Origin of the sequence: Streptomyces phaeochromogenes (assembly GCF_001418655.1) — a bacterium.
In the GTDB taxonomy this organism is placed as follows: Bacteria; Actinomycetota; Actinomycetes; order Streptomycetales; family Streptomycetaceae; genus Streptomyces; species Streptomyces phaeochromogenes.
Map to the genome: position 1 here is coordinate 1 of NZ_LIQZ01000149.1, position 18313 is coordinate 18313.

Sequence of the window (18313 nt, forward strand, 5' to 3'; positions counted from 1 at the left end):
AGCCCGGGCCGCGAAATCTTCAGCCCCTCCGGCGTTTGAGGAGCGGGGGTTCGGGGGCGGAGCCCCTGAGTAAGGGACGGGATTGGGTAGGGGCGGCGGGGGCGGAAAAAGTCCGCGGCCCCTACCGCAGCTGCCACTTCTGGTTCGCAGCCCCCGTGCAGGACCAGATCTGCCCCCGCGCCCCGTTCGCGGACGAGTTGTCGCTCACGTCCAGGCACTTGTTCGCGGCCGTGTTGACGACGTCACCGGTCGAGGCGTTGTACGACCAGCGTTGGGCGCCGGAGCCGTTGCAGTCGTAGAGCTGGACCTTCGCACCGTCGGCGACGGACGCGCCGGTGACGTCGAGGCACTTCCCGAGGGAACGGACCGAACCGTCCGCGGCGACCGTCCAGTTCTGCGCGGTCGAGCCGTTGCAGTCGTACAGCTGGACCGCCGTGCCGTTGACCGACGAACCGCCCGCCACGTCCAGGCACTTGCCCGCGAGCCCCACGAACGCCCCCGCCCGCTCGCCGCCGCCCGACTGGGTGCCGGACCAGGTGAAGGTCGCGGACGTCTTGCCGGGGAGCGAGTAAGTGGCGTGCTGCGAGCCCCAGTTGATCGTCACGGTCTTCGCCGCGCTCGCGTCGTTGTACGCGATCAGCGCCTTCGAACCGTCCGTGTTGCGCCACGCCACGTTCGGCACCGACGAGCTCGCCGTGGAGGCGATGCGCTGGGCTCCGGGACGTACGAACTTCGTCAGGTGGCCCATCGTGTAGTACTCGACGGTGTAGTCGACCTGGCCGTGCCGGGAGTCCCCGTTGTGGACGGTGACCAGACCGTCGCAGGTGCCGCAGCCGCCGTTGTGCGGGCCGCGGTTCTGGTCCACGGCCAGCGACCACTTGGTCACCGACTTCGCCCAGTTACGGGTGTAGTCGATGATGTTCATCATGTCCTCGCGCTGCTGGTTGGCGATCCAGGTGCCGCCCGAGTGCTCGGTACCGAAGGCGTCCAGCTGCGGATACTGGTTGTGCACGGTGGTCTGCTTGGCGACGTCGCCGCCGTAGCCGTGCCAGGCGATCCCGCCGAAGTTCGGGTGCGAGCGCACCGCCGCGTCGTCGACGGTCTGGGCGGCGTACGCGTCGTACGTGTCCCAGTTCCAGTCGTGTGCCAGCACCTTCGTGGACAGGCCCGCGCCCTGGAGCTTGGGCAGCAGCTCGCTCTTGGTGAAGTACGCGAGGCCCGAGCCGTTCCAGCTCATGGAGGGGTAGCCGGAGCAACAGGTCGGCTCGTTCTGGGCGGTGACGTAGTTGACGGGGACGCCCTGGTCGCGCCACGCCTGGAGGTACTTCACGAAGTAGTTGGCGTACGCCCCGTAGTTCTCGGACTTCAGCCAGCCGCCGTTGAGCTGCCCGTTGTCCTTCATCCAGGCGGGCGCGGTCCACGGCGACGCCATCAGCGTGAGGGACGGATTGAGCTGTCTGGCCTGCCGGGTGAGCGGCAGCACGTCCTGGAGGTCGTGGGCGATCGAGAACTCGGAGAGGTCGGGGTCGGTCTGCCCGGCCGGCATGTCGTCGTACGTGTAGCCGAAGCGGGCCAGGTCCGAGCCGCCCATCGGGTTGCGGAGCAGGGAGAGCCCGATGCCCTCGGTGGGGGAGAACAGCTTGCGCATGGTCGCGTCACGGGTCGCCTGGGTCAGGGCGCCGCTGCCGTCCATCAGCCAGGCCGCGGTGTCCGTGAAGGACGCGCCGCCGCCGGAGAACGACTGGTAACGCGTGTTCTCGTCCACGGAGATGTTCTCGCCGCTGCCGCCACTGCCGGCCTGGAACGCGAAGGGGGTCTGCGCCTGCAGACCCCGCACGACATTCCGGCCGCCGGAGTCGCTCGTCGTGGTGAGCCAGGCCGTGACCTGCTCGCCCGCGGCCTGTGCGGGCGTGGCACCGACGGTCGTCAGCCCCGCGGTGGTGAGCAGCCCGGCGAGGAGGAGCCGGGCCACCCGGAGGGGTCTTCTGGGGGTGCTCATGGTGCGCCGCCCTTCTGGAGGTGGGGGATGTGGGCGTGCGAGGCGTGAGTAAATGACGGCTTCGGACGGGCGTCAAGGGGGTGCGCGTTCAGTTTCTGAAGGAGCAACGGCCCTGATCCGGCCGGGAGTTGGGTGTGTACCGCTTCTGGCGTGAAGTCTTGACGGCTTGGCGGGGCATCAGTTAACTCACGCCGTGAGGTAAGTCCTGAGAGGTCAAGTCATAACAGCTGCACCAGAGCCGAGGGAAGGTCCATGCGAAGAACCGCCCTGCTCGTCTCCGCCACCCTGCTGACCGGGCTGCTTCCGTTCGCCGTGGCGGGCCCCGCCTCCGGGGCGGACGATCCCGCCCCCGTGCCCGTCGACAACTTCGAGGGCGAGATCCCGTTCGCGAACCCGCCCGCCGAGGGCATCTTCACCTGGGGCAGCGACACCGACGACCCGCCCACGCTGGAGCTCGCCGCCCGGGACGACGCGCCGCAGGGCGAGAAGGTCCTCTCCGGTACGTACGACATCAGCGGCTACGGCGGCTTCACGCACGACTTCGCCTTCGACAAGCCGGCCCACGACTGGTCCGCGAGCAAGGGCATCCGCTTCTGGTGGGACGGCCGGAACAACGGCAAGAAGGTCAGCTTCGAGCTCAAGGACGGCGGCGCCAACGGCGAGGCCTCCGAGCTGTGGACGACGTCCTTCACCGACGACTGGACCGGCTGGAAACAGCTGGAGATCCCCTTCACCGACTTCACCTACCGCACGGACTACCAGCCCGTCGGAGGTATCGACCAGATCCTCGGCCTCACCGAGATGTGGGGCTACGCGCTCACGCTCCCGGTCGGGGGCGCGGATCAATTCGCCATGGACGGCGTTGAGTTGTACGGCAAGGCCGACCAGTCCCTGCGCGCCAACGTCGTCACCGACGCGGCCGTCCACCCCGTCAAGGAGGGCCGCTCGGCCGCCGTGAAGATCACGGTCGCCACCACCGGCTCGGCGCCGATCGAGGAGCCCGTCACCGTCGCGTACGAGACGGCCGGCGGCACCGGCGAGTCCGGCAAGGACTACACCCCGGTCGAGGGCGAGCTGACCTTCCCGGCGGGCACGGCCTCCGGGACCTCGCGGACCGTCACCGTGGCGACCCTGCGCGACAAGGCGGGCGAGAACGCCGAGACCGTCCCGCTGAAGCTGACGGTCACCGGCGCCAAGGCGCCCGCCGAGAACCCGCAGGTCGTGATCGACGCCCACGGACTCCCGTACCTGGACGCGAAGTTGCCGGTGAAGAAGCGGGTCGCAGATCTGCTCTCCCGGATGTCCCTCGCGGAGAAGGCCGGCCAGATGACCCAGGCGGAGCGCGGCGCGCTCACCACGCCGGGTGACATCGCCTCGTACGACCTCGGCTCGCTGCTCTCAGGCGGTGGTTCCACACCGACGCCGAACACGCCCGAGGCCTGGGCGAAGATGATCGACGGCTTCCAACTCCGGGCGCAGGCGACCCGGTTCCAGATCCCGCTCATCTACGGCGTGGACGCGGTGCACGGCCACAACAACCTCGTCGGCGCCACGATCATGCCGCACAACATCGGCATCGGTGCGACGCGCGATCCCCAAGTCGCCTACGAGACAGGCAAGGTGACCGCGGCCGAGGTCCGGGCCACCGGCATCCCGTGGGACTTCGCGCCCTGCCTGTGCGTGACGCGCGACGAGCGCTGGGGGCGGACCTACGAGTCGTTCGGCGAGGACCCGGCGCTCGTCGAGTCCATGGAGACCGTCATTCAGGGCCTCCAAGGGGCGGCCAGCGGTAAGGACTTGAAGAAGAACGACAAGGTCCTCGCCACCGCCAAGCACTTCGTCGCCGACGGCGGCACGGAGTACGGCTCGTCCACGACCGGCACGTACACCATCGACCAGGGCATCACCAAGGTCACCCGGCAGGAGCTGGAAGCCGTCCACCTCGCGCCCTATCAGGACGCCGTGGACCGGGGCGTCGGCACGGTCATGCCCTCGTACTCCTCGCTCGACATCCTCGGCGACTCCGAGGGCCCGGTGAAGATGCACGCGGACGCCGCGATGATCAACGGCGTGCTCAAGGACCGCATGGGCTTCGACGGCTTCGTGATCAGCGACTGGCAGGCCATCGACCAGATCCCCGGCGACTACGCGAGCGACGTCCGTACGTCCGTCAACGCGGGCCTCGACATGATCATGGTCCCGTACGCGTACAAGGACTTCCACAAGACGCTGTCGGACGAGGTGACCGCCGGCCGGATCTCCGGGAAGCGGATCGACGACGCCGTGTCCCGCATCCTCACCCAGAAGTTCAAGCTCGGGCTCTTCGAGAAGCCGTACGCCGACACGAGCGGTGCCTCGGCGATCGGCTCGGCGAAGCACCGGGCCGTGGCCCGCGAGGCGGCGGCCGAGTCCCAGGTCCTGCTGAAGAACGCGGGCGGTGTGCTGCCGCTGAAGAAGTCGCAGAAGGTCTACGTCGCCGGGTCCAACGCCGACGACATCGGCAACCAGGCCGGCGGCTGGACCATCACCTGGCAGGGCTCGTCCGGGAAGATCACGGACGGGACGACGATCCTGGAGGGCATGCGGAAGGCCGGGAGCGCGGTCACGTACTCCAAGGACGCGTCGGCGCCGACCGACGGCCATGACGTGGGTGTCGTGGTCGTCGGCGAGACCCCGTACGCCGAGGGCATCGGCGATGTCGGCAACGGCAACGACCTGGCGTTCTCCGCCGCCGACCGGGCCGCCGTCGACAAGGTGTGCGGCGCCATGAAGTGCGCGGTGCTGATCGTCTCCGGGCGGCCTCAGCTCGTCGGCGACCAGCTCGGCGACATCGACGCGCTGGTCGCGTCCTGGCTGCCGGGCACCGAGGGCGACGGCGTCGCGGACGTGCTGTACGGGAAGCGGGCCTTCACCGGTCAGCTCCCGCTCACCTGGCCGAAGTCGGAGGCCCAGCTGCCGATCAACGTCGGCGACTCCTCGTACGATCCGCAGTTCCCGTACGGATGGGGTCTGACCACGCTGACCTCCGTGCCGGGCGGGGGCACCAGTGCCCTGAAGGCCCTCGCCGTCGCTGCCGCCGTGGCGGAGAAGGCCGGGTCCGAGACGGCCGGCCGCGCGATCGTCACCAAGGCGCGGCTGCTCGTCCAGCAGAAGATGGGGCAGACGATCACGGCGGCGAGCGCGAAGCCCTTCGCCGACGCCGATCACCTGCTGCTGACCGGCCGCTACGGGCAGGCGGTGGCGAAGCTGACGGCGGCGTACCGGGCGGTCTGACCCCGCTGGACCGTACATGCCAGGTCCGGTGAGTGGCCCAGGTCCGGTGGGCGGCGAATGCGCCGCCCACCGGACCTGAGGTTCGTTTTCGCCCACGCAGGAGTAGCTTCGAAGGTATGAAGGCCGCACAGACCCTCAGGCTAGGACTCTCCGTACTCCTGATCGCTTTCGCGGCCTTGGCGGTGCTGTCCGTCGGGGCCACGGGCGCCCACGCGGCGACGGACGTCTCGACGGTCGCCGACGCCCTGAAGAAGAGCCCGGTGTACGTCGACCCGTCGATGTCCGGACAACTGTCGTCGGCCGACGCCGACGCCCTCGCCGAGCAGATCGAGAGGGCCGACAAGCCCGTCTTCGTCGCCGTGCTCCCCGCGGACTTCCCGAAGCAGGACCTCTTCCCGAACCTGCGCACCGCGACCGGCATCACCGGCCTGTACGCGATCCGGCTGGGCGACCAGTTCGACGCGAAGGCCGACTCCTCGGTCCTGTCGCAGGACGCCGTGAAGAACCTCGTCACCAGCGTCCGGGGAGAGGACACCAAGACCCAGCTCGACAACTTCACCGACCGGGCCCTCGCCAACGTCGGCGGCTCGGCGCCCAGCGGCTGGAGCGAGGGCGGGGGCGGCGTGGACACGGGCGCCCTGATCGGGGCCGGCGCGGTGATCGTGGCGGGCGGCGCCGGCGCGTACACCCTCGTGCGCCGCAACCGCCGCAGGAAGGAGGCCGAGCGACAGGCCGCGCTCGACAAGCTGCGGGTCGTCGTCGACGAGGACATCACCGCCTTCGGCGAGGAGCTCGACCGGCTCGACTTCCACCCCGCGGAGGCGGGCGCGGACGACGCGATGCGCGCCGACTACGAGCGCGCCCTCGACTCCTACGACAAGTCGAAGTCCTTCATGGCCGCGGCCACCCGCCCCGAGGAGGTGCGGGCCGTCACCCAGTCCCTGGAGGACGGGCGCTTCTCGCTCGCCGTGCTCGCCGCGCGCCGCGAGCACCGGCCCGTCCCCGAGCGCCGGGCCCCCTGCTTCTTCGACCCGCGCCACGGCCCGTCGGTCGCCGACGTCACCTGGACGCCGTCGGGCGGGGCATCGCGCGAGGTGCCCGTCTGCGCCGCCGACGAGGTCCGTCTCGCCGAGGGCCACGACCCCGCCGTCCGCGAGGTCGACACGGAATCCGGCCGCCGCCCCTACTGGGAGGCGGGCCCGGCCTACGGCCCCTGGGCGGGCGGCTACTTCGGCGGAGGCCTGCTGCCCGGCCTCCTCGTCGGCACGATGCTCGGCTCCATGATGGCCAGCCCGTCGTACGCGGCCGACTACGGCTCGGGGTACGGGAACTTCGGCGGCGGAGGATACGAGGGCGGGGACGTGTCCGGCGCCGACTTCGACTCCGGTGACTTCGGCGGCGGCTTCGGAGGCGGTGACTTCGGGGGCGGCGGGGACTTCGGCGGGGGTTTCTGAACCCCGGCTCAACTCCGGCCCACGGCCGAGTCGTTCGTCCTTCGGTGGTGCGGAGCCCTTCGGTGGTGCGGGCACAGGCCCGGCGCTGAGCAGCGCCGGGCCTGTGGAGGTCGTACGGGAGACGGGGCAGGCGTCAGAGAGTCGCTGCCGCTGCCGTGATGGCCGAGGCGAAGGTCGAGACCTCGGAGTAGACGCCGGGCGCGTTGGGCCGGGCGCAGCCGATGCCCCAGCTCACGATGCCGACCTGGATCCACGCGTTGGCGCTGTCCCGGCGGAACATCGGGCCGCCGGAGTCGCCCTGGCAGGTGTCGACACCGCCGGCCGCGTAGCCGGCGCAGATCTCGTCGCCCGCGACGAGGCCGCTGTAGCCGCTGTAGGTGCGGCAGGTGGCGTCGCTCACGAACGGCACGGTCGCCTTGAGCATGTACCGCTGCTGGGCGCCGCCCTCGGAGGCCGAGCCCCAGCCGGCGACGGTGAAGGTGCCGGTGTTGTACTGCGTGGTGGTGGCGATCTTCAGGGTGGCCTGGGTGGTGATGGGCGAGGCGAGCTTGATGAGCGCCCAGTCCTTGCCGTTGCCGTTGTAGCCGGGGGCCCGGTAGACGTAGGTGGACCTGACCTGGACCCGGCCGGTGGTCGACTGGAGGTCCACGACACCGGCGGTGGCCGTGATGCTGGTGTTGGCGCCGGTGCCGCTCACACAGTGCGCGGCGGTGAGCACGATCTGCTGGGTGAGCAGCGAGCCGCCACAGCCCATGGAGAGCCGGACCATGAACGGGAACTCGCCCTGCGCGGCGCGGGTTCCGCCGACCACGGGCGCGGGGGCGGCCTGGGCGTTGGAGACGGGCTGAAGGCTGACGACCGCGAGGGCGGCCGCACCGGCGACCGCGCATCTCTTGAGGGCCTTGACGAGGTTCTTCAACGTGATGCCTTCCGTGGGGGGTTGACATGCGAGCTGGTGGAACCGGATGCGGGTGCGGCAGAAATGGCAGGCACATGCCAAGGAATGCGACAAATAATCGCGTTTGCTGGCATGAGCCGGTCAATTTCTGTTGAGGGATTATGTGAACGCTGTGAGCGCCGCCACAAGGGGTGAAATTCGGCCGCCCCTATCCGGTCAGGCCGATTCCCGTGCTCCTGCCCGGCCGATTCCCGTGCCCCGCTCAGGCCGAGTCCGTGGTCCGGTCAGGTCGAACTCCCGGCCCCCGGCACGACCAGACCCGTCTCGTACGCCATGACCACCGCCTGGGTCCGGTCGCGCAGCCCGAGCTTCGACAGCACCCGGCTGACGTGCGTCTTCACCGTCTCCTCGCCCACGTGCAGACGCCCGGCGAGCTCGGGATTGGACAGCCCCTCGGCGAGCAGCCGCAGCACCTCCGACTCGCGCGGAGTGAGGACCGCGAGCGCGTCCCGGCGCGGCGCCCTGGGCTTCAGCCGGGCGAACTCCGCGATCAGCCGACGCGTGACCCCGGGCGCCAGCAGGGCCTCCCCGGCCGCGACCACACGTACGGCGTCGAAGAGCCGCTCCGCCGTGACGTCCTTGAGGAGGAATCCGCTCGCTCCGGCGATGAGGGCGTCGTACACGTGCTCGTCGAGGTCGAAGGTGGTGAGGATCAGCACGCGGGGCGGCTGCGCGGGCCCGGCGTCGCCCATGAGTTCGGCGGTCGCCTGGATGCCGTCCGACACCGGCATCCGTACGTCCATCAGCACCACGTCGGGCCGCTGCTCCCGGCACACCCGGACCGCCTCCGCCCCGTCCCGCGCGGTGCCCACGACGGTGAAGTCCGGCTGGGTGGCGAGGAGTCCGGCGTATCCGGCACGGACGACCTCGTGGTCGTCGGCGACGACTATGCGGACGGGGTGGGGTCGGTCCGGTACGTCGGCCGTCGTCCTGGCGTCCGGCCCGGTGGTTGCTCCGGGAGCGGCTTCGGGGGTCGTCATGCGAGGGCCTCCGCCCGTACGGGGAGGCGTGCCTCGACCAGGAAGCCGCCGCCGGGTGCCGGGCCGGTGCGGAGGGTGCCGCCCACGGTCGCCGCGCGTTCGTGCATGCCGAGGAGGCCGTGTCCGACGCGGTCACGGTGTGCGGGGTCCGCGAGCTCCGTCGGGTGCGCGGGGTGCCCAGGGCCGGAACCGGGGCCAGGTCCTGGGCCGTTGTCGCGTACGCGGAGCTCCAAGTCGTCCGTCCCGTACCGGAGTTCCACGTCGACGGCGGCGCCCGGAGCGTGCCGGCGGGCGTTCGTCAGGGCCTCCTGGACGATGCGGTAGGCGGTGACCTCGATGCCCGGGTCGAGCGGGGCGACGGTGCCGCTGACGATCAGCCGGGTACGGGTGCCCGCTGCGTCCCGGGAGTCGTCGACCAGCTCCATCAGCTGGCGCAGGCCCGGCTGGGGGCGCCGGGTGACCCCCACGTCAGCGTCCTCGCGCAGCACTCCGAGCAGCCGCCGCATCTCCGTCAGCGCGGCCCGCGCGGTGTCCCCGATGGCGAGCAGCCGGTTGGCGCCGTCGGAGGGCAGCCCCTTGGTGGTCAGCCGGGCGGTCTCGGCCTGTACGGCGATCATCGAGATGTGGTGGGCGACGACATCGTGCAACTCCCTGGCGATACGCGCCCGTTCACCCCGTGCCGCGTGTTCGAGCAGGGTGTCGGCGAAGGCCCGTTCCGTGGCACTGTGCGCCTGCGCGGCCGTCCGTACGTGCCGGGTGATGCCCGTGGCCGCCGCGGCGGAGGCGAGCGTGGCGACCAGGACGGCCACGACACGGACGGTGGAGTCGGCGGGGTCACCTGCCGCGGCCAGCGCGAGACCGACGTACGGCAGCACGAGCAGACCGCTGAGCAGAGGCGTTCCCGCCCGGCCCAGCGCATGGACGGTGACCAGCTGGGCCGCCGCCCCCGCGAGGGTGAGGGCGCGGAAGGGTTCCAGGGCCAGGGCGCAGGCGGTCGTGAGCGCGATGGCCGCGGTGCCGCGGACCGGCGCCCCGCGCTCCGGCGCGAGGACGAACCCCACGGGCAGTGTGGTGCACAGCGCGAGCAGCAGGGCGAGTGCGAGATTCCCGCGAAGCCCGTCGGCACGGACCAGGATCTCGACGGAGGCGAGCACCGCGAGACCGACGGAGAGCACGACGGGGGAGAGGGGCCCGGCACCGGCCGCCCTGACGGCACCGGCGGAGAACAGGGCCGAGGAGCGGGGGCGTGACGCGGGGGAGAGGCGGCGTATCGCCCGGCCGACGGCGTGTACGCCACGGCCGGGGGCGCGTGTGCCGTGGCCGACGGCCCGTACGCCGTGGTCGAGGGTGTCTGCGCCGCCGCCGCGGTCGTGCGAGCGCGTGGCGGCGCGGGAGGCGGCGGCCCGACGCAGCCCCAGCGGCCAGGATCGGCGCAGCCCCGACCGCCCGGGTCGACTCGCCCCCAACTCCCAAGCCGGACAAGGGCGTTCCGCGGGCCGGGGAACCGCCCGCCCTGTCGTCACCTCGCCCGTCTCGTTCGCGTCGCCCGCCTCGTCCACGTCCGCCATTCTGCCGCCGCCCGCGCCGGACCGCGTCCCCCAGGTCAGCAGTGCCGTGTCCCTCACGCGGGGGATGCCGTCCCCCGGGCCGGGGGCGGCGAAGACTGCTCCCGGGCGGGACGACGCCGCGTGCCGGGCTCCCTAGCCTCACTGGCATGGACGCAACCATCGAAGTCCGGGACCTCCGCAAGAGGTTCGGGCAGACCGTCGCCGTGGACGGGCTCTCCTTCACGGTCGAACCGGGCCAGGTCACCGGCTTCGTCGGCCCGAACGGGGCAGGCAAGTCGACGACCATGCGGACCGTACTCGGCCTGGACGCCCCCGACGCGGGCCACGCCCACATCGGCGGGCGCCCCTACCACGCCCTGCGCACCCCGCTGTTGGAGGTCGGCGCGCTGCTCGACGCCGCCGCGCTGCACCCGGCCCGCCGAGGCCGCGACCATCTGCGCTGGCTGGCCCACTCGCACGGCCTGCCCATGCGCCGGGTCGACGAGGTCCTCGAACAGGTCGGCATGGAACAGCCGGCCCGACGCAGGGCGGGCGGCTACTCGCTCGGCATGCGCCAGCGCCTCGGTATCGCCGCCGCGCTGCTCGGCGACCCGCCCGTGCTCCTCCTGGACGAACCGGTCAACGGCCTCGACCCCGAGGGCATCCAGTGGATCCGCGGCCTGCTGCGCCGCCTGGCCGCCGAGGGCCGGGCGATCCTCGTCTCCAGCCATCTCATGAGCGAACTCGAAGACACCGCCGACCACTTGGTCGTCATCGGCCGCGGGCGACTGATAGCCGACACGGCCGTCGCCGACCTGCTGGCCGCCGCGACCGGCGACCGCGTGGCCCTGCGTACGAGTGCGCGTACGGAGGCGATGGAACTGCTCGCCCACAAGGGCGGCACGGTCGCGGTGACCGGCCGCGACACCCTCACCGTCACCGGTCTGCCGCCCGAGCGGATCGTGGCGCTCCTCACCGAGGCCGGGATCGCCTTCGCGGAGGTGGGCTCACACCGGGCCACTCTGGAAGAGGCGTACATGGAACTGACCCGGGACTCCACGGAGTTCGTCTCCGCGGTGGACGGCGAGGTCACGCGATGACGTCCTCCTCGACGCCGCCCTCACTCACTCCCTCGACACCTCCCGAGCGCACGCCGAGCACCCCGTACAGGTCCCAACTCCACCCGGGACGGGACGGGTTCGTACGGTTGCTGCGCGCGGAGTGGAGCAAGTTCTGGACCGTACGGAGCTGGCTGCTGGTCCTCGTGCTGGCCGCCGCCGCGACGGTCGTGATCTCACAACTCGGCGCGAGCGGCTCAGTGAACGACTCCAACGGCCGGGTCCGCATCGTCTCCGCCCCCGACGGCACCCGCGTGGACGACACCTTCCGCTTCGTCCACCGGCCGCTCACCGGGAACGGCAGCGTCACGGTCCAGGTGTCCGGCATCGAGGGACGCGAGGGCAGGTCCCCGGAGCCCTGGGCGAAGGCCGGCGTCATGGTCAAGTCGAGCACGAAGCCCGGCAGTTCGTACGTGGCCCTGATGGTGACCCCGGACCACGGCGTCCGTATGCAGTGGGACTTCACCCACGACGAGCAGGGCTCGTCCTCCGGTGCGCGCTGGCTCCGGCTGACCCGTTCGGGCCAGGAGCTGACGGGCTACGAGTCGCCGGACGGCCGCGAGTGGACGAAGATCGCGACCGTCCGCCCGGCGGACCTGCCGAAGGCGGCCCGGGCGGGTCTCTTCGTCGCCACCCCGCCGCACACCACCCTGCGCCGCTCCTTCGGCGGCACCTCCGCGACCGCCGGAATCGCGACCGCGACGGCGGACTTCGACCACGTGGAACTGCGCGGCAGCGCCGCCGACCCGTCCTGGACCAGCACCGACGTGGGCGCCCCCGACCCGGACGACCCGGACCTCCCGGCGTCGGGCCCGGCCCGGCCGATCCCCGGCAGCACGAAGGTCACCGGCGCCGGCGCCTTCACGGTCACCGGCCAGGGCGACATCGCCCCGGACCAGACCGCCGGCGACACCGTCCAGATGAGCTTCCAGGGTGTCTGGGTGGGCGTCCTGTTCATGGTGGCGCTCGGCGCGCTCTTCATCACCGCCGAGTACAAGCGCGGCATGATCCGTACGACGTTCACGGCGAGTCCGCGCCGGGAACAGGTGCTGGCGGCGAAGGTCCTGGTGATCGGGGGAGTGACGTTCGCCGCGGGGCTCGTGGCGGCGGCGGTGGCGTTCCCGCTCGCCCAGGACACGCTCCGCTCCAACGGTTTCAAGCCACCCGCGTTCCCGGATCTGTCGCTGCTGGAGGGGGCGGCCCCGCGGGCGGTCGTCGGCAGCGCGCTCCTGCTGTCCCTGGTCGCGGTCCTCGCCCTGGCCGTGGGCGCGCTGCTCCGCAGCAGCGCGGGCGCGATCACCGCGGTGGTGGTCCTGGTGATCCTGCCGCAGATCCTGGCGTTCGCCCTCCCGCTGCCGGCCGCCGAGTGGCTGCTGCGGCTGACCCCGGCGGCGGCCTTCGCGATCCAGCAGGGGGTCACCCACTACCCACAGGTGGACCACAACTGCCTGCCGGAGAGCGGCTGTTACCCGATGACCCCCTGGAACGGCCTGGCGGTGCTGGGCGCTTACGTGGCGGTGGCCCTGGCCCTCGCGGTCTGGCGCCTGCGCAGGAGGGACGCGTGAGCCGCTTGAGTGCGCTGCGCCCGCTGCACGCCGAGTGGACGAAACTCCGTACGCTGCACAGCAGTTGGTGGCTGCTGGCGGCGACCGCGGTCCTCACGCTCGCGGTCGGCGCGGCCTCGGTGTCCGCCGTCGGCACGGGTGCGTGCCCGTCGGCGGCCGACTGCCACGAGGACACCGTGAAACTGAGTCTGACGGGCGTCTGGCTGGGCCAGGCGACGGCCCTCGTCCTCGGTGCGCTGTCGATGGGGGCGGAGTACGGCACGGGCACGATCCGCACGACACTGACGGCGATGCCGCACCGGGTGGCGCTGCTGGTGTCGAAGGCGGCGGTCCTGGCCGCCATGACGGCGGCTGCGGGAACGGCGGCGATCCTGGGTTCCCTCTACGCGGGCCGGCTGATCCTCCCCGGCAACGGCTTCACCCCGGAGGCCGGCTACCCGCTCCCGTCCCTTGCCGACGGTCCCACACTCCGCGCCGCCTTCGGTTCGGTCCTCTGCCTGACCCTGACGGCCCTGCTCGGCCTCGGCCTCGCGGCCCTGCTGCGGGACAGCACGGGCGCCATCACGACGGGCCTCGGCCTGCTGTACGCGGTCCCGCTCCTGGCCGGCCTCCTGGGCGACCCGAACTGGCGCGACCGTCTCGAACGCTGGGCCCCGATGCCGGCGGGCCTCGCCATCCAGGCCACGCGTGACCTCTCCCGCCTCCCGATTGGCCCATGGCCGGGCCTCGGGGTACTGGCGGCGTACGCACTGGGGTTGCTGCTGGTGGCGGGGGCGGCTTTCAGGGTGCGGGACGCGTAGGAGTCCGTGGCGCGCAACTGCTGTGACAGTCACGGCAGTTCAACGGCTCGGCGGACAGGTGGTTCAGTGGTTCGGCAGTCAGGTGGCGCGGGGTTCAGTCGGCCAGATCCGGCAGCGCCAGCCATTCCTTCCAGGACAGGTCGCGTCCGATGAACCGAGGCCGCTCGAAGGGCCACGCCTCACCGATCCACCGCGGCACGAGCGCGTCGAGATCCCGCTCCAGAGCGGTCCCCACCTGCTCGTCGACGACCCACCAGGAGACCTCGGCATCGGCCCCGGCCTTCTCCGGCGGATCGATGTAGACGCACCCGTACTCGACGCTCTCCGCCTCGTCGAACAAGACATAGTTGAACGACTCGTGAGCGGTGATCTCGGCCTCGTGCCGCTCCAGGTCCGCCAGGTTCGCCTCGTACGTGATCGTGGCGGCGGGCCATCCCCAGGCCTCCCCGAAGATGGACCACAGCCGCTCCCGGGACCCCATGACCGTCGGGTAGTCGATCGCGGCGTCGCCCCCGGTGATCGGCCGCAGATGATGGCCGCCGGGCACGTCGACGCGCAGCGGATGGACGAAGTCAGCGGGCAGCCAGGTCATCCCCGGAGGCTAACCGCCCGCCCGCCGACCCGCACCGGGTTATTCCATGGGCTGTCCGAGGGCGCGCCCACTGTCATCGGAGCGGACGCCATCCGCGTGGGCGCCGTCCGCGTGGACGCCGTTGCTCACGCGGACCGCGAGAGCCCCTGTCCGTCGCGCGGCCTCTCCCACCACCACGGCGAGCCCCACCAGCACGGCACTCACCCACACCGGCGAGCGGTACCCAAGTCCCGCCCCGATCGCGAGCCCGCCCAGCCACGGCCCCAGCGCCCCGCCCACGTTGAACGCGGCCGTGGCGAAACCGCCCGCCAGGGTGGGTGCGCCGGCCGCCTCGTACAGAACCCGGGAGATCAGCGTGGATCCGACGCCGAACGACAACACGCCCTGTACGAAGGCGAGTACGACCGCCGCCACCGGGTTCCCGGCGGTCAGGCCGAGGAGGCCCCAGCCCACGAGCAGAGCCACTCCGCCCCCGACGAGAACCCGGCCGGGCCGGGCGTCGGCGATCCGCCCGGCGACGGCGACCCCGACGAACGACCCGAACCCGAAGAGCGCGAGCACGAGGGGCACCCAGGCCTCTCCCAGCCGGGCGACCGAGGTGATGAGCGGTGCGAGATAGGTGAAGGTGCAGAAGGTGGCCCCGTTCACCAACGCCCCGAGGAGGAGGGCCACTTGAAGCCTGGGCTCGCGAAGTGCCCGCCCTTCGCTGCGCACACTCGCGCGAGCGGCCCCGGACACCCCGCCCGGCACGGACCGCACGATCGCGAAGAGGGCGGGCACGGAGAGGACGACCACGGCCCAGAAGGCGGCCCGCCATCCCCACAGCTGCCCGAGGACGGCACCTCCCGGCACCCCCGCCACACAGGCGACGGTGACCCCGCCGAGCAGCACGGACGTGGCCCGCCCCTTGGCATCGGCGTCGACCATCGCCACGGCCGTCACCACGGCGATCGCCAGGAACCCGGCGTTGGCGAGCGCGCCCACGACCCGGGTGACCAGCAGCACGGCGAAGCTGTCGGTGACCGCACCGACGACATGAACAACGAGGAAGACGCCGAGAAACCCGAGCAGGGCCGTACGCCGGGACCAGCGCCGCGCCAGGACGGCCATGAGTGGCGCCCCCACCACCATCCCGGCGGCGAACGCCGAGGTCAGCGACCCGGCCGCCGGTACCGACACCCCCATCTCCCGCGCGATGTCCGGCACCAGCCCGGACAACATGAACTCGGAAGTCCCCTGAGCGAAGACAGCGAGCCCCAACAGATACAGACCGAACGGCATGACAGAACTCCGCACACCCGAAAACGAACATGACAGGCTGCACGGCGTTCCGGTGACGGGCACGGTGACGGTGACTGTGAAGACAGTTGTGACTGTGACGACAGCGACAACGGCAGGAGCGTGTACGCGCTCGACCGCGACGCTTCAGCCGGACATCCCGAGCAGCCACCGGAAGGCCGGTGGCCGGAGTCTTGACGCCTCGGGGCTGGACATGGGGGCAGGCTAGCGACGCCCGGCTTCCCCGGTCCACTCAATTGCCGGAGAACCTCTTCGCGAGGTCGCGATGCCGTTCCGCGGCCTGCTTCGCCTCCGTGCCGCTGATGGTCGATCCGGGCATGAGGCCCAAGCGTTCGACCATTTCCGCGAGCCGCAGATGCTCACGCCCCGCGTGCTCACGGCAGGCGAGGCAGGTGACGCGGTCCGGACGAGGAGAGGTCATCGCGTACGGCACCCGCAGCCCGCACCCCGTGTCTACGACACTCGGCACGTCACCGGCCAGCCCGAACGTGGACGCCAGCACATTGCGGACAGCGGCGTCACCCCGGCCGACTTTCGCCTCGACATGGATGTGCGGATCATGACCGTGCTCTTCCATGTGCCCTCCTCACGACCCCGCCGAAGCCGGCTCGTCGAAGATCCACCGCCCTGAATGCCCCGGCGGAAGGGCCAGATCATTGCGCACCGCGGAGTAGTACCGCTCCCGGGCCGCCCGCTGGCGGGCCAGCAGCGTCGACCAGGCCTCGGGGTCGTGGGTGCGGGTGTCCAGGAAGCGTTCCATCTCGATGACCAGGACGACCCACTCGCGGGCCCGTTCCACCACGCCCGGCGATCCGAGCATCAGGAGCGCCTCGCCGACCGGATCGCGGGCTTCGAGGGCCGAGGCCAGCTGGGGCGCCGCCTCCTCGGGGGAGAGGGGATGCGGGTGCGGGTCGTTGCCGAGGTGGGAGGAGACCCGGTAGGTCAGGGTCACGCTCTTCTTCAGGACGCGGGCGTAGTCGGAGTACACGGTGAGGCGCCGTTCCTCCCAGCGCGCCGTCTGCTCGCGCCGGAACCGGACCTTGTCCCCGCGCACGATCGCCAGATACGAGCCGAGGGCGCCGACTATCACGCCTATCAGGGCGGGGAGTTGCTGTATGAACGCGGACACCGGCGCACAGTAACGTCAGAGTTCCGTACCGCCAACCGGCCCTTGTAGGACAGAAGCTGTCCTAGTCCCGCCCTACTGTCTCCCCATGGACGAGACCTCCGGCACTCCCTCCGGTACCCCCGAAGCCCCCGACACCCTCGGCGGCGTGGAGATCAGGACCTTCACGGACGTGGCGGACCTCGAAGCCTGGATGTCCGCCAACATCGGGCTCCGCGGCGGCATCTGGCTGAAGATCGCCAAGAAGGGTTCCGGCCTGCCGTCGGTCACCATCGGGGAGGCCCTCGACGTGGCCCTCTGCCACGGCTGGATCGACGGTCAGCGGCGGGGCCTCGACGACTCGTACTACCTGCAGAAGTACACCCCGCGCAGGCCCGGCAGCCTCTGGTCGATGGTCAACGTGCGCAAGGTCGAGGCCCTCACCGCGGCCGGCCGGATGCGGCCCCCGGGGCTCGCGGCGGTCGCGGCGGCCAAGGCGGACGGCCGGTGGGAGGCGGCGTACGAGTCCCAGCGGAACGCCAAGGTCCCGGACGACCTGGTCGCCGCCCTGGACCGCAGCCCGCGCGCGAAGGCCTTCTTCGAGGGGCTCGGCAGGACGGACCAGTTCCTGGCCTTCCTGGGCCTGCTGACGGCGAGGACCCCTGAGGTCAGGGCGGCCCGGCTGGAGAAGGTGGTCGCCGGGCTGGAGTCGGGGCGCCGGGTCCGGGCCTGAGGAGCTCGTCGAGGCCCCGACAAACCCGAGCGCCCGCCTCCCGCTCCCCGAGGATCAAGGGGAGCCGGACGACGGGCGCGCTCAGAGGGAGACCAGAGGGCGATCAGGGGACTTTGGGAGGTGAATCAGTGGAGAAACAGAACCCCGAACCCGATCAGCCGGCGTTCTTGATCGCCGAGATGTCGAAGTTGAGCTTGATCTTGTCGGAGACGAGCACACCACCGGTCTCCAGCGCCGCGTTCCAGGTGAGGCCCCACTCGGAGCGCAGGATCTCGGCCTTGCCCTCGAAACCGACGCGCTCGTTGCCGAACGGGTCCTTCGCGGCACCGTTGAACTCAAGGTCGATGGAGAGCTGTCGGGTGGTGCCGAGAATCGTCAGGTCACCGGTGATGCGGTAGTCGTCGCCACCGAGGGCCTCGGCCTTGGTGGAGCGGAACGTCATCGTCGGGAACTCGTCCGTCTTGAAGAAGTCCGCGCTCTTCAGGTGACCGTCACGGTCGGCGGAACCGGTGTCGATGCTGTCCATCTTGACGTCGAAGGAAGCCGTCGACTGCGACGGGTCGGCACCGTCGAGGTGCAGGCTGCCGGAGAAGTCCTGGAAGCCGCCCTTGACGTTCGTCACCATGGCGTGACGGGCGACGAAGCCGAGCGTCGTGTGCGACGGGTCGATCGTGTACTCGCCGGTGAGAGCTGCAAGGTCGGGGTTCACGGCGCCGGGCGTCGCGGTCGTGCTGTCGGTCTTGTCCTTGCTGCCGAAGAGGCCCATGACTAACTCCTTGAGGGGACGAGCCCCGGCCCTGCGCCGAAGCTGTTTAACGTTCAACGACATCGACCATAGACCTATTCCCTACGGGTTTCAACAGAGCGCATGGCGTGTCGCGCCGATTACA

15 protein-coding genes are annotated in these 18313 nt (G+C 71.2%); 6 read left to right on the forward strand and 9 right to left on the reverse strand.

Translation table 11 applies throughout. From position 1 onward, the window contains the following. Positions 1 to 121: 121 nt before the first annotated feature. On the reverse strand, positions 122 to 1999 hold the full coding sequence (locus AOK17_RS20575) for a ricin-type beta-trefoil lectin domain protein (RefSeq protein ID WP_055613987.1): 1878 nt from the start codon (positions 1997 to 1999) through the stop codon (positions 122 to 124). A 252-nt stretch (positions 2000 to 2251) separates the two neighbouring features. Between AOK17_RS20575 and AOK17_RS20580 the strand changes: the two genes are divergently transcribed. Both AOK17_RS20580 and AOK17_RS20585 read left to right on the forward strand, forming a co-directional pair. Next, on the forward strand, positions 2252 to 5272 hold the full coding sequence (locus AOK17_RS20580; RefSeq protein ID WP_055613988.1) for a glycoside hydrolase family 3 protein: 3021 nt from the start codon (positions 2252 to 2254) through the stop codon (positions 5270 to 5272). Positions 5273 to 5388: 116 nt separating this feature from the next. Further along, positions 5389 to 6726 carry a hypothetical protein gene (locus tag AOK17_RS20585; protein ID WP_055613989.1) on the forward strand — a complete coding sequence of 446 codons (1338 nt, stop codon included), beginning with the start codon at positions 5389 to 5391 and terminating at the stop codon, positions 6724 to 6726. A gap of 133 nt (positions 6727 to 6859) precedes the next feature. Here AOK17_RS20585 and AOK17_RS20590 read toward each other — a convergent pair whose 3' ends face one another. From AOK17_RS20590 to AOK17_RS20600, 3 genes are all read right to left on the reverse strand, one after another. Next, a complete protein-coding gene (locus AOK17_RS20590; RefSeq protein WP_055613990.1) occupies positions 6860 to 7645 on the reverse strand; it encodes a S1 family peptidase in 786 nt (261 codons plus the stop codon). A 263-nt stretch (positions 7646 to 7908) separates the two neighbouring features. Then, the gene (locus AOK17_RS20595) at positions 7909 to 8664 is read right to left on the reverse strand and encodes a response regulator (RefSeq protein ID WP_079053166.1); all 756 of its coding nucleotides are present in this window, start codon (positions 8662 to 8664) and stop codon (positions 7909 to 7911) included. Continuing rightward, a complete protein-coding gene (locus AOK17_RS20600) occupies positions 8661 to 10289 on the reverse strand; it encodes a sensor histidine kinase (protein ID WP_245697254.1) in 1629 nt (542 codons plus the stop codon). The genes AOK17_RS20595 and AOK17_RS20600 overlap by 4 nt, the downstream gene beginning before the upstream one ends. 89 nt (positions 10290 to 10378) lie before the next feature. On the opposite strand from AOK17_RS20600, the gene AOK17_RS20605 reads away from it, so the two are divergent. From AOK17_RS20605 to AOK17_RS20615, 3 genes are read left to right on the forward strand one after another with little or no spacing between them, the layout of a single operon-like run. Then, complete coding sequence (locus AOK17_RS20605) at positions 10379 to 11311, forward strand: ABC transporter ATP-binding protein (protein ID WP_055613991.1); 933 nt, start codon at positions 10379 to 10381, stop codon at positions 11309 to 11311. Beyond that, the gene (locus tag AOK17_RS20610) at positions 11308 to 12894 is read left to right on the forward strand and encodes a DUF1349 domain-containing protein (RefSeq protein WP_079053167.1); all 1587 of its coding nucleotides are present in this window, start codon (positions 11308 to 11310) and stop codon (positions 12892 to 12894) included. Before AOK17_RS20605 ends, AOK17_RS20610 begins: the two co-directional genes overlap by 4 nt. Beyond that, positions 12891 to 13694 carry an ABC transporter permease subunit gene (locus AOK17_RS20615; RefSeq protein WP_245697255.1) on the forward strand — a complete coding sequence of 268 codons (804 nt, stop codon included), beginning with the start codon at positions 12891 to 12893 and terminating at the stop codon, positions 13692 to 13694. The genes AOK17_RS20610 and AOK17_RS20615 overlap by 4 nt, the downstream gene beginning before the upstream one ends. Before the next feature lie 94 nt (positions 13695 to 13788). Here the strand turns inward: AOK17_RS20615 and AOK17_RS20620 are convergent, their stop codons facing one another. The 4 genes from AOK17_RS20620 to AOK17_RS20635 all read right to left on the reverse strand — a co-directional run bounded on the left by AOK17_RS20620 (position 13789) and on the right by AOK17_RS20635 (position 16714). Further along, on the reverse strand, positions 13789 to 14286 hold the full coding sequence (locus AOK17_RS20620; protein WP_055613993.1) for a hypothetical protein: 498 nt from the start codon (positions 14284 to 14286) through the stop codon (positions 13789 to 13791). Between the two features lie 39 nt (positions 14287 to 14325). Continuing rightward, positions 14326 to 15567: a Cmx/CmrA family chloramphenicol efflux MFS transporter gene (locus AOK17_RS20625; RefSeq protein WP_079053168.1), complete on the reverse strand. Its 1242-nt coding sequence runs from the start codon at positions 15565 to 15567 to the stop codon at positions 14326 to 14328. A gap of 250 nt (positions 15568 to 15817) precedes the next feature. After that, on the reverse strand, positions 15818 to 16162 hold the full coding sequence (locus AOK17_RS20630) for a hypothetical protein (protein WP_055613994.1): 345 nt from the start codon (positions 16160 to 16162) through the stop codon (positions 15818 to 15820). 9 nt (positions 16163 to 16171) lie between these two features. Continuing rightward, positions 16172 to 16714 carry a hypothetical protein gene (locus AOK17_RS20635; RefSeq protein WP_055613995.1) on the reverse strand — a complete coding sequence of 181 codons (543 nt, stop codon included), beginning with the start codon at positions 16712 to 16714 and terminating at the stop codon, positions 16172 to 16174. A gap of 85 nt (positions 16715 to 16799) precedes the next feature. On the opposite strand from AOK17_RS20635, the gene AOK17_RS20640 reads away from it, so the two are divergent. Further along, on the forward strand, positions 16800 to 17423 hold the full coding sequence (locus AOK17_RS20640; RefSeq protein ID WP_055613996.1) for a YdeI/OmpD-associated family protein: 624 nt from the start codon (positions 16800 to 16802) through the stop codon (positions 17421 to 17423). A 154-nt stretch (positions 17424 to 17577) separates the two neighbouring features. Here AOK17_RS20640 and AOK17_RS20645 read toward each other — a convergent pair whose 3' ends face one another. Next, complete coding sequence (locus AOK17_RS20645) at positions 17578 to 18189, reverse strand: YceI family protein (RefSeq protein WP_055613997.1); 612 nt, start codon at positions 18187 to 18189, stop codon at positions 17578 to 17580. Positions 18190 to 18313 lie beyond the last annotated feature (124 nt).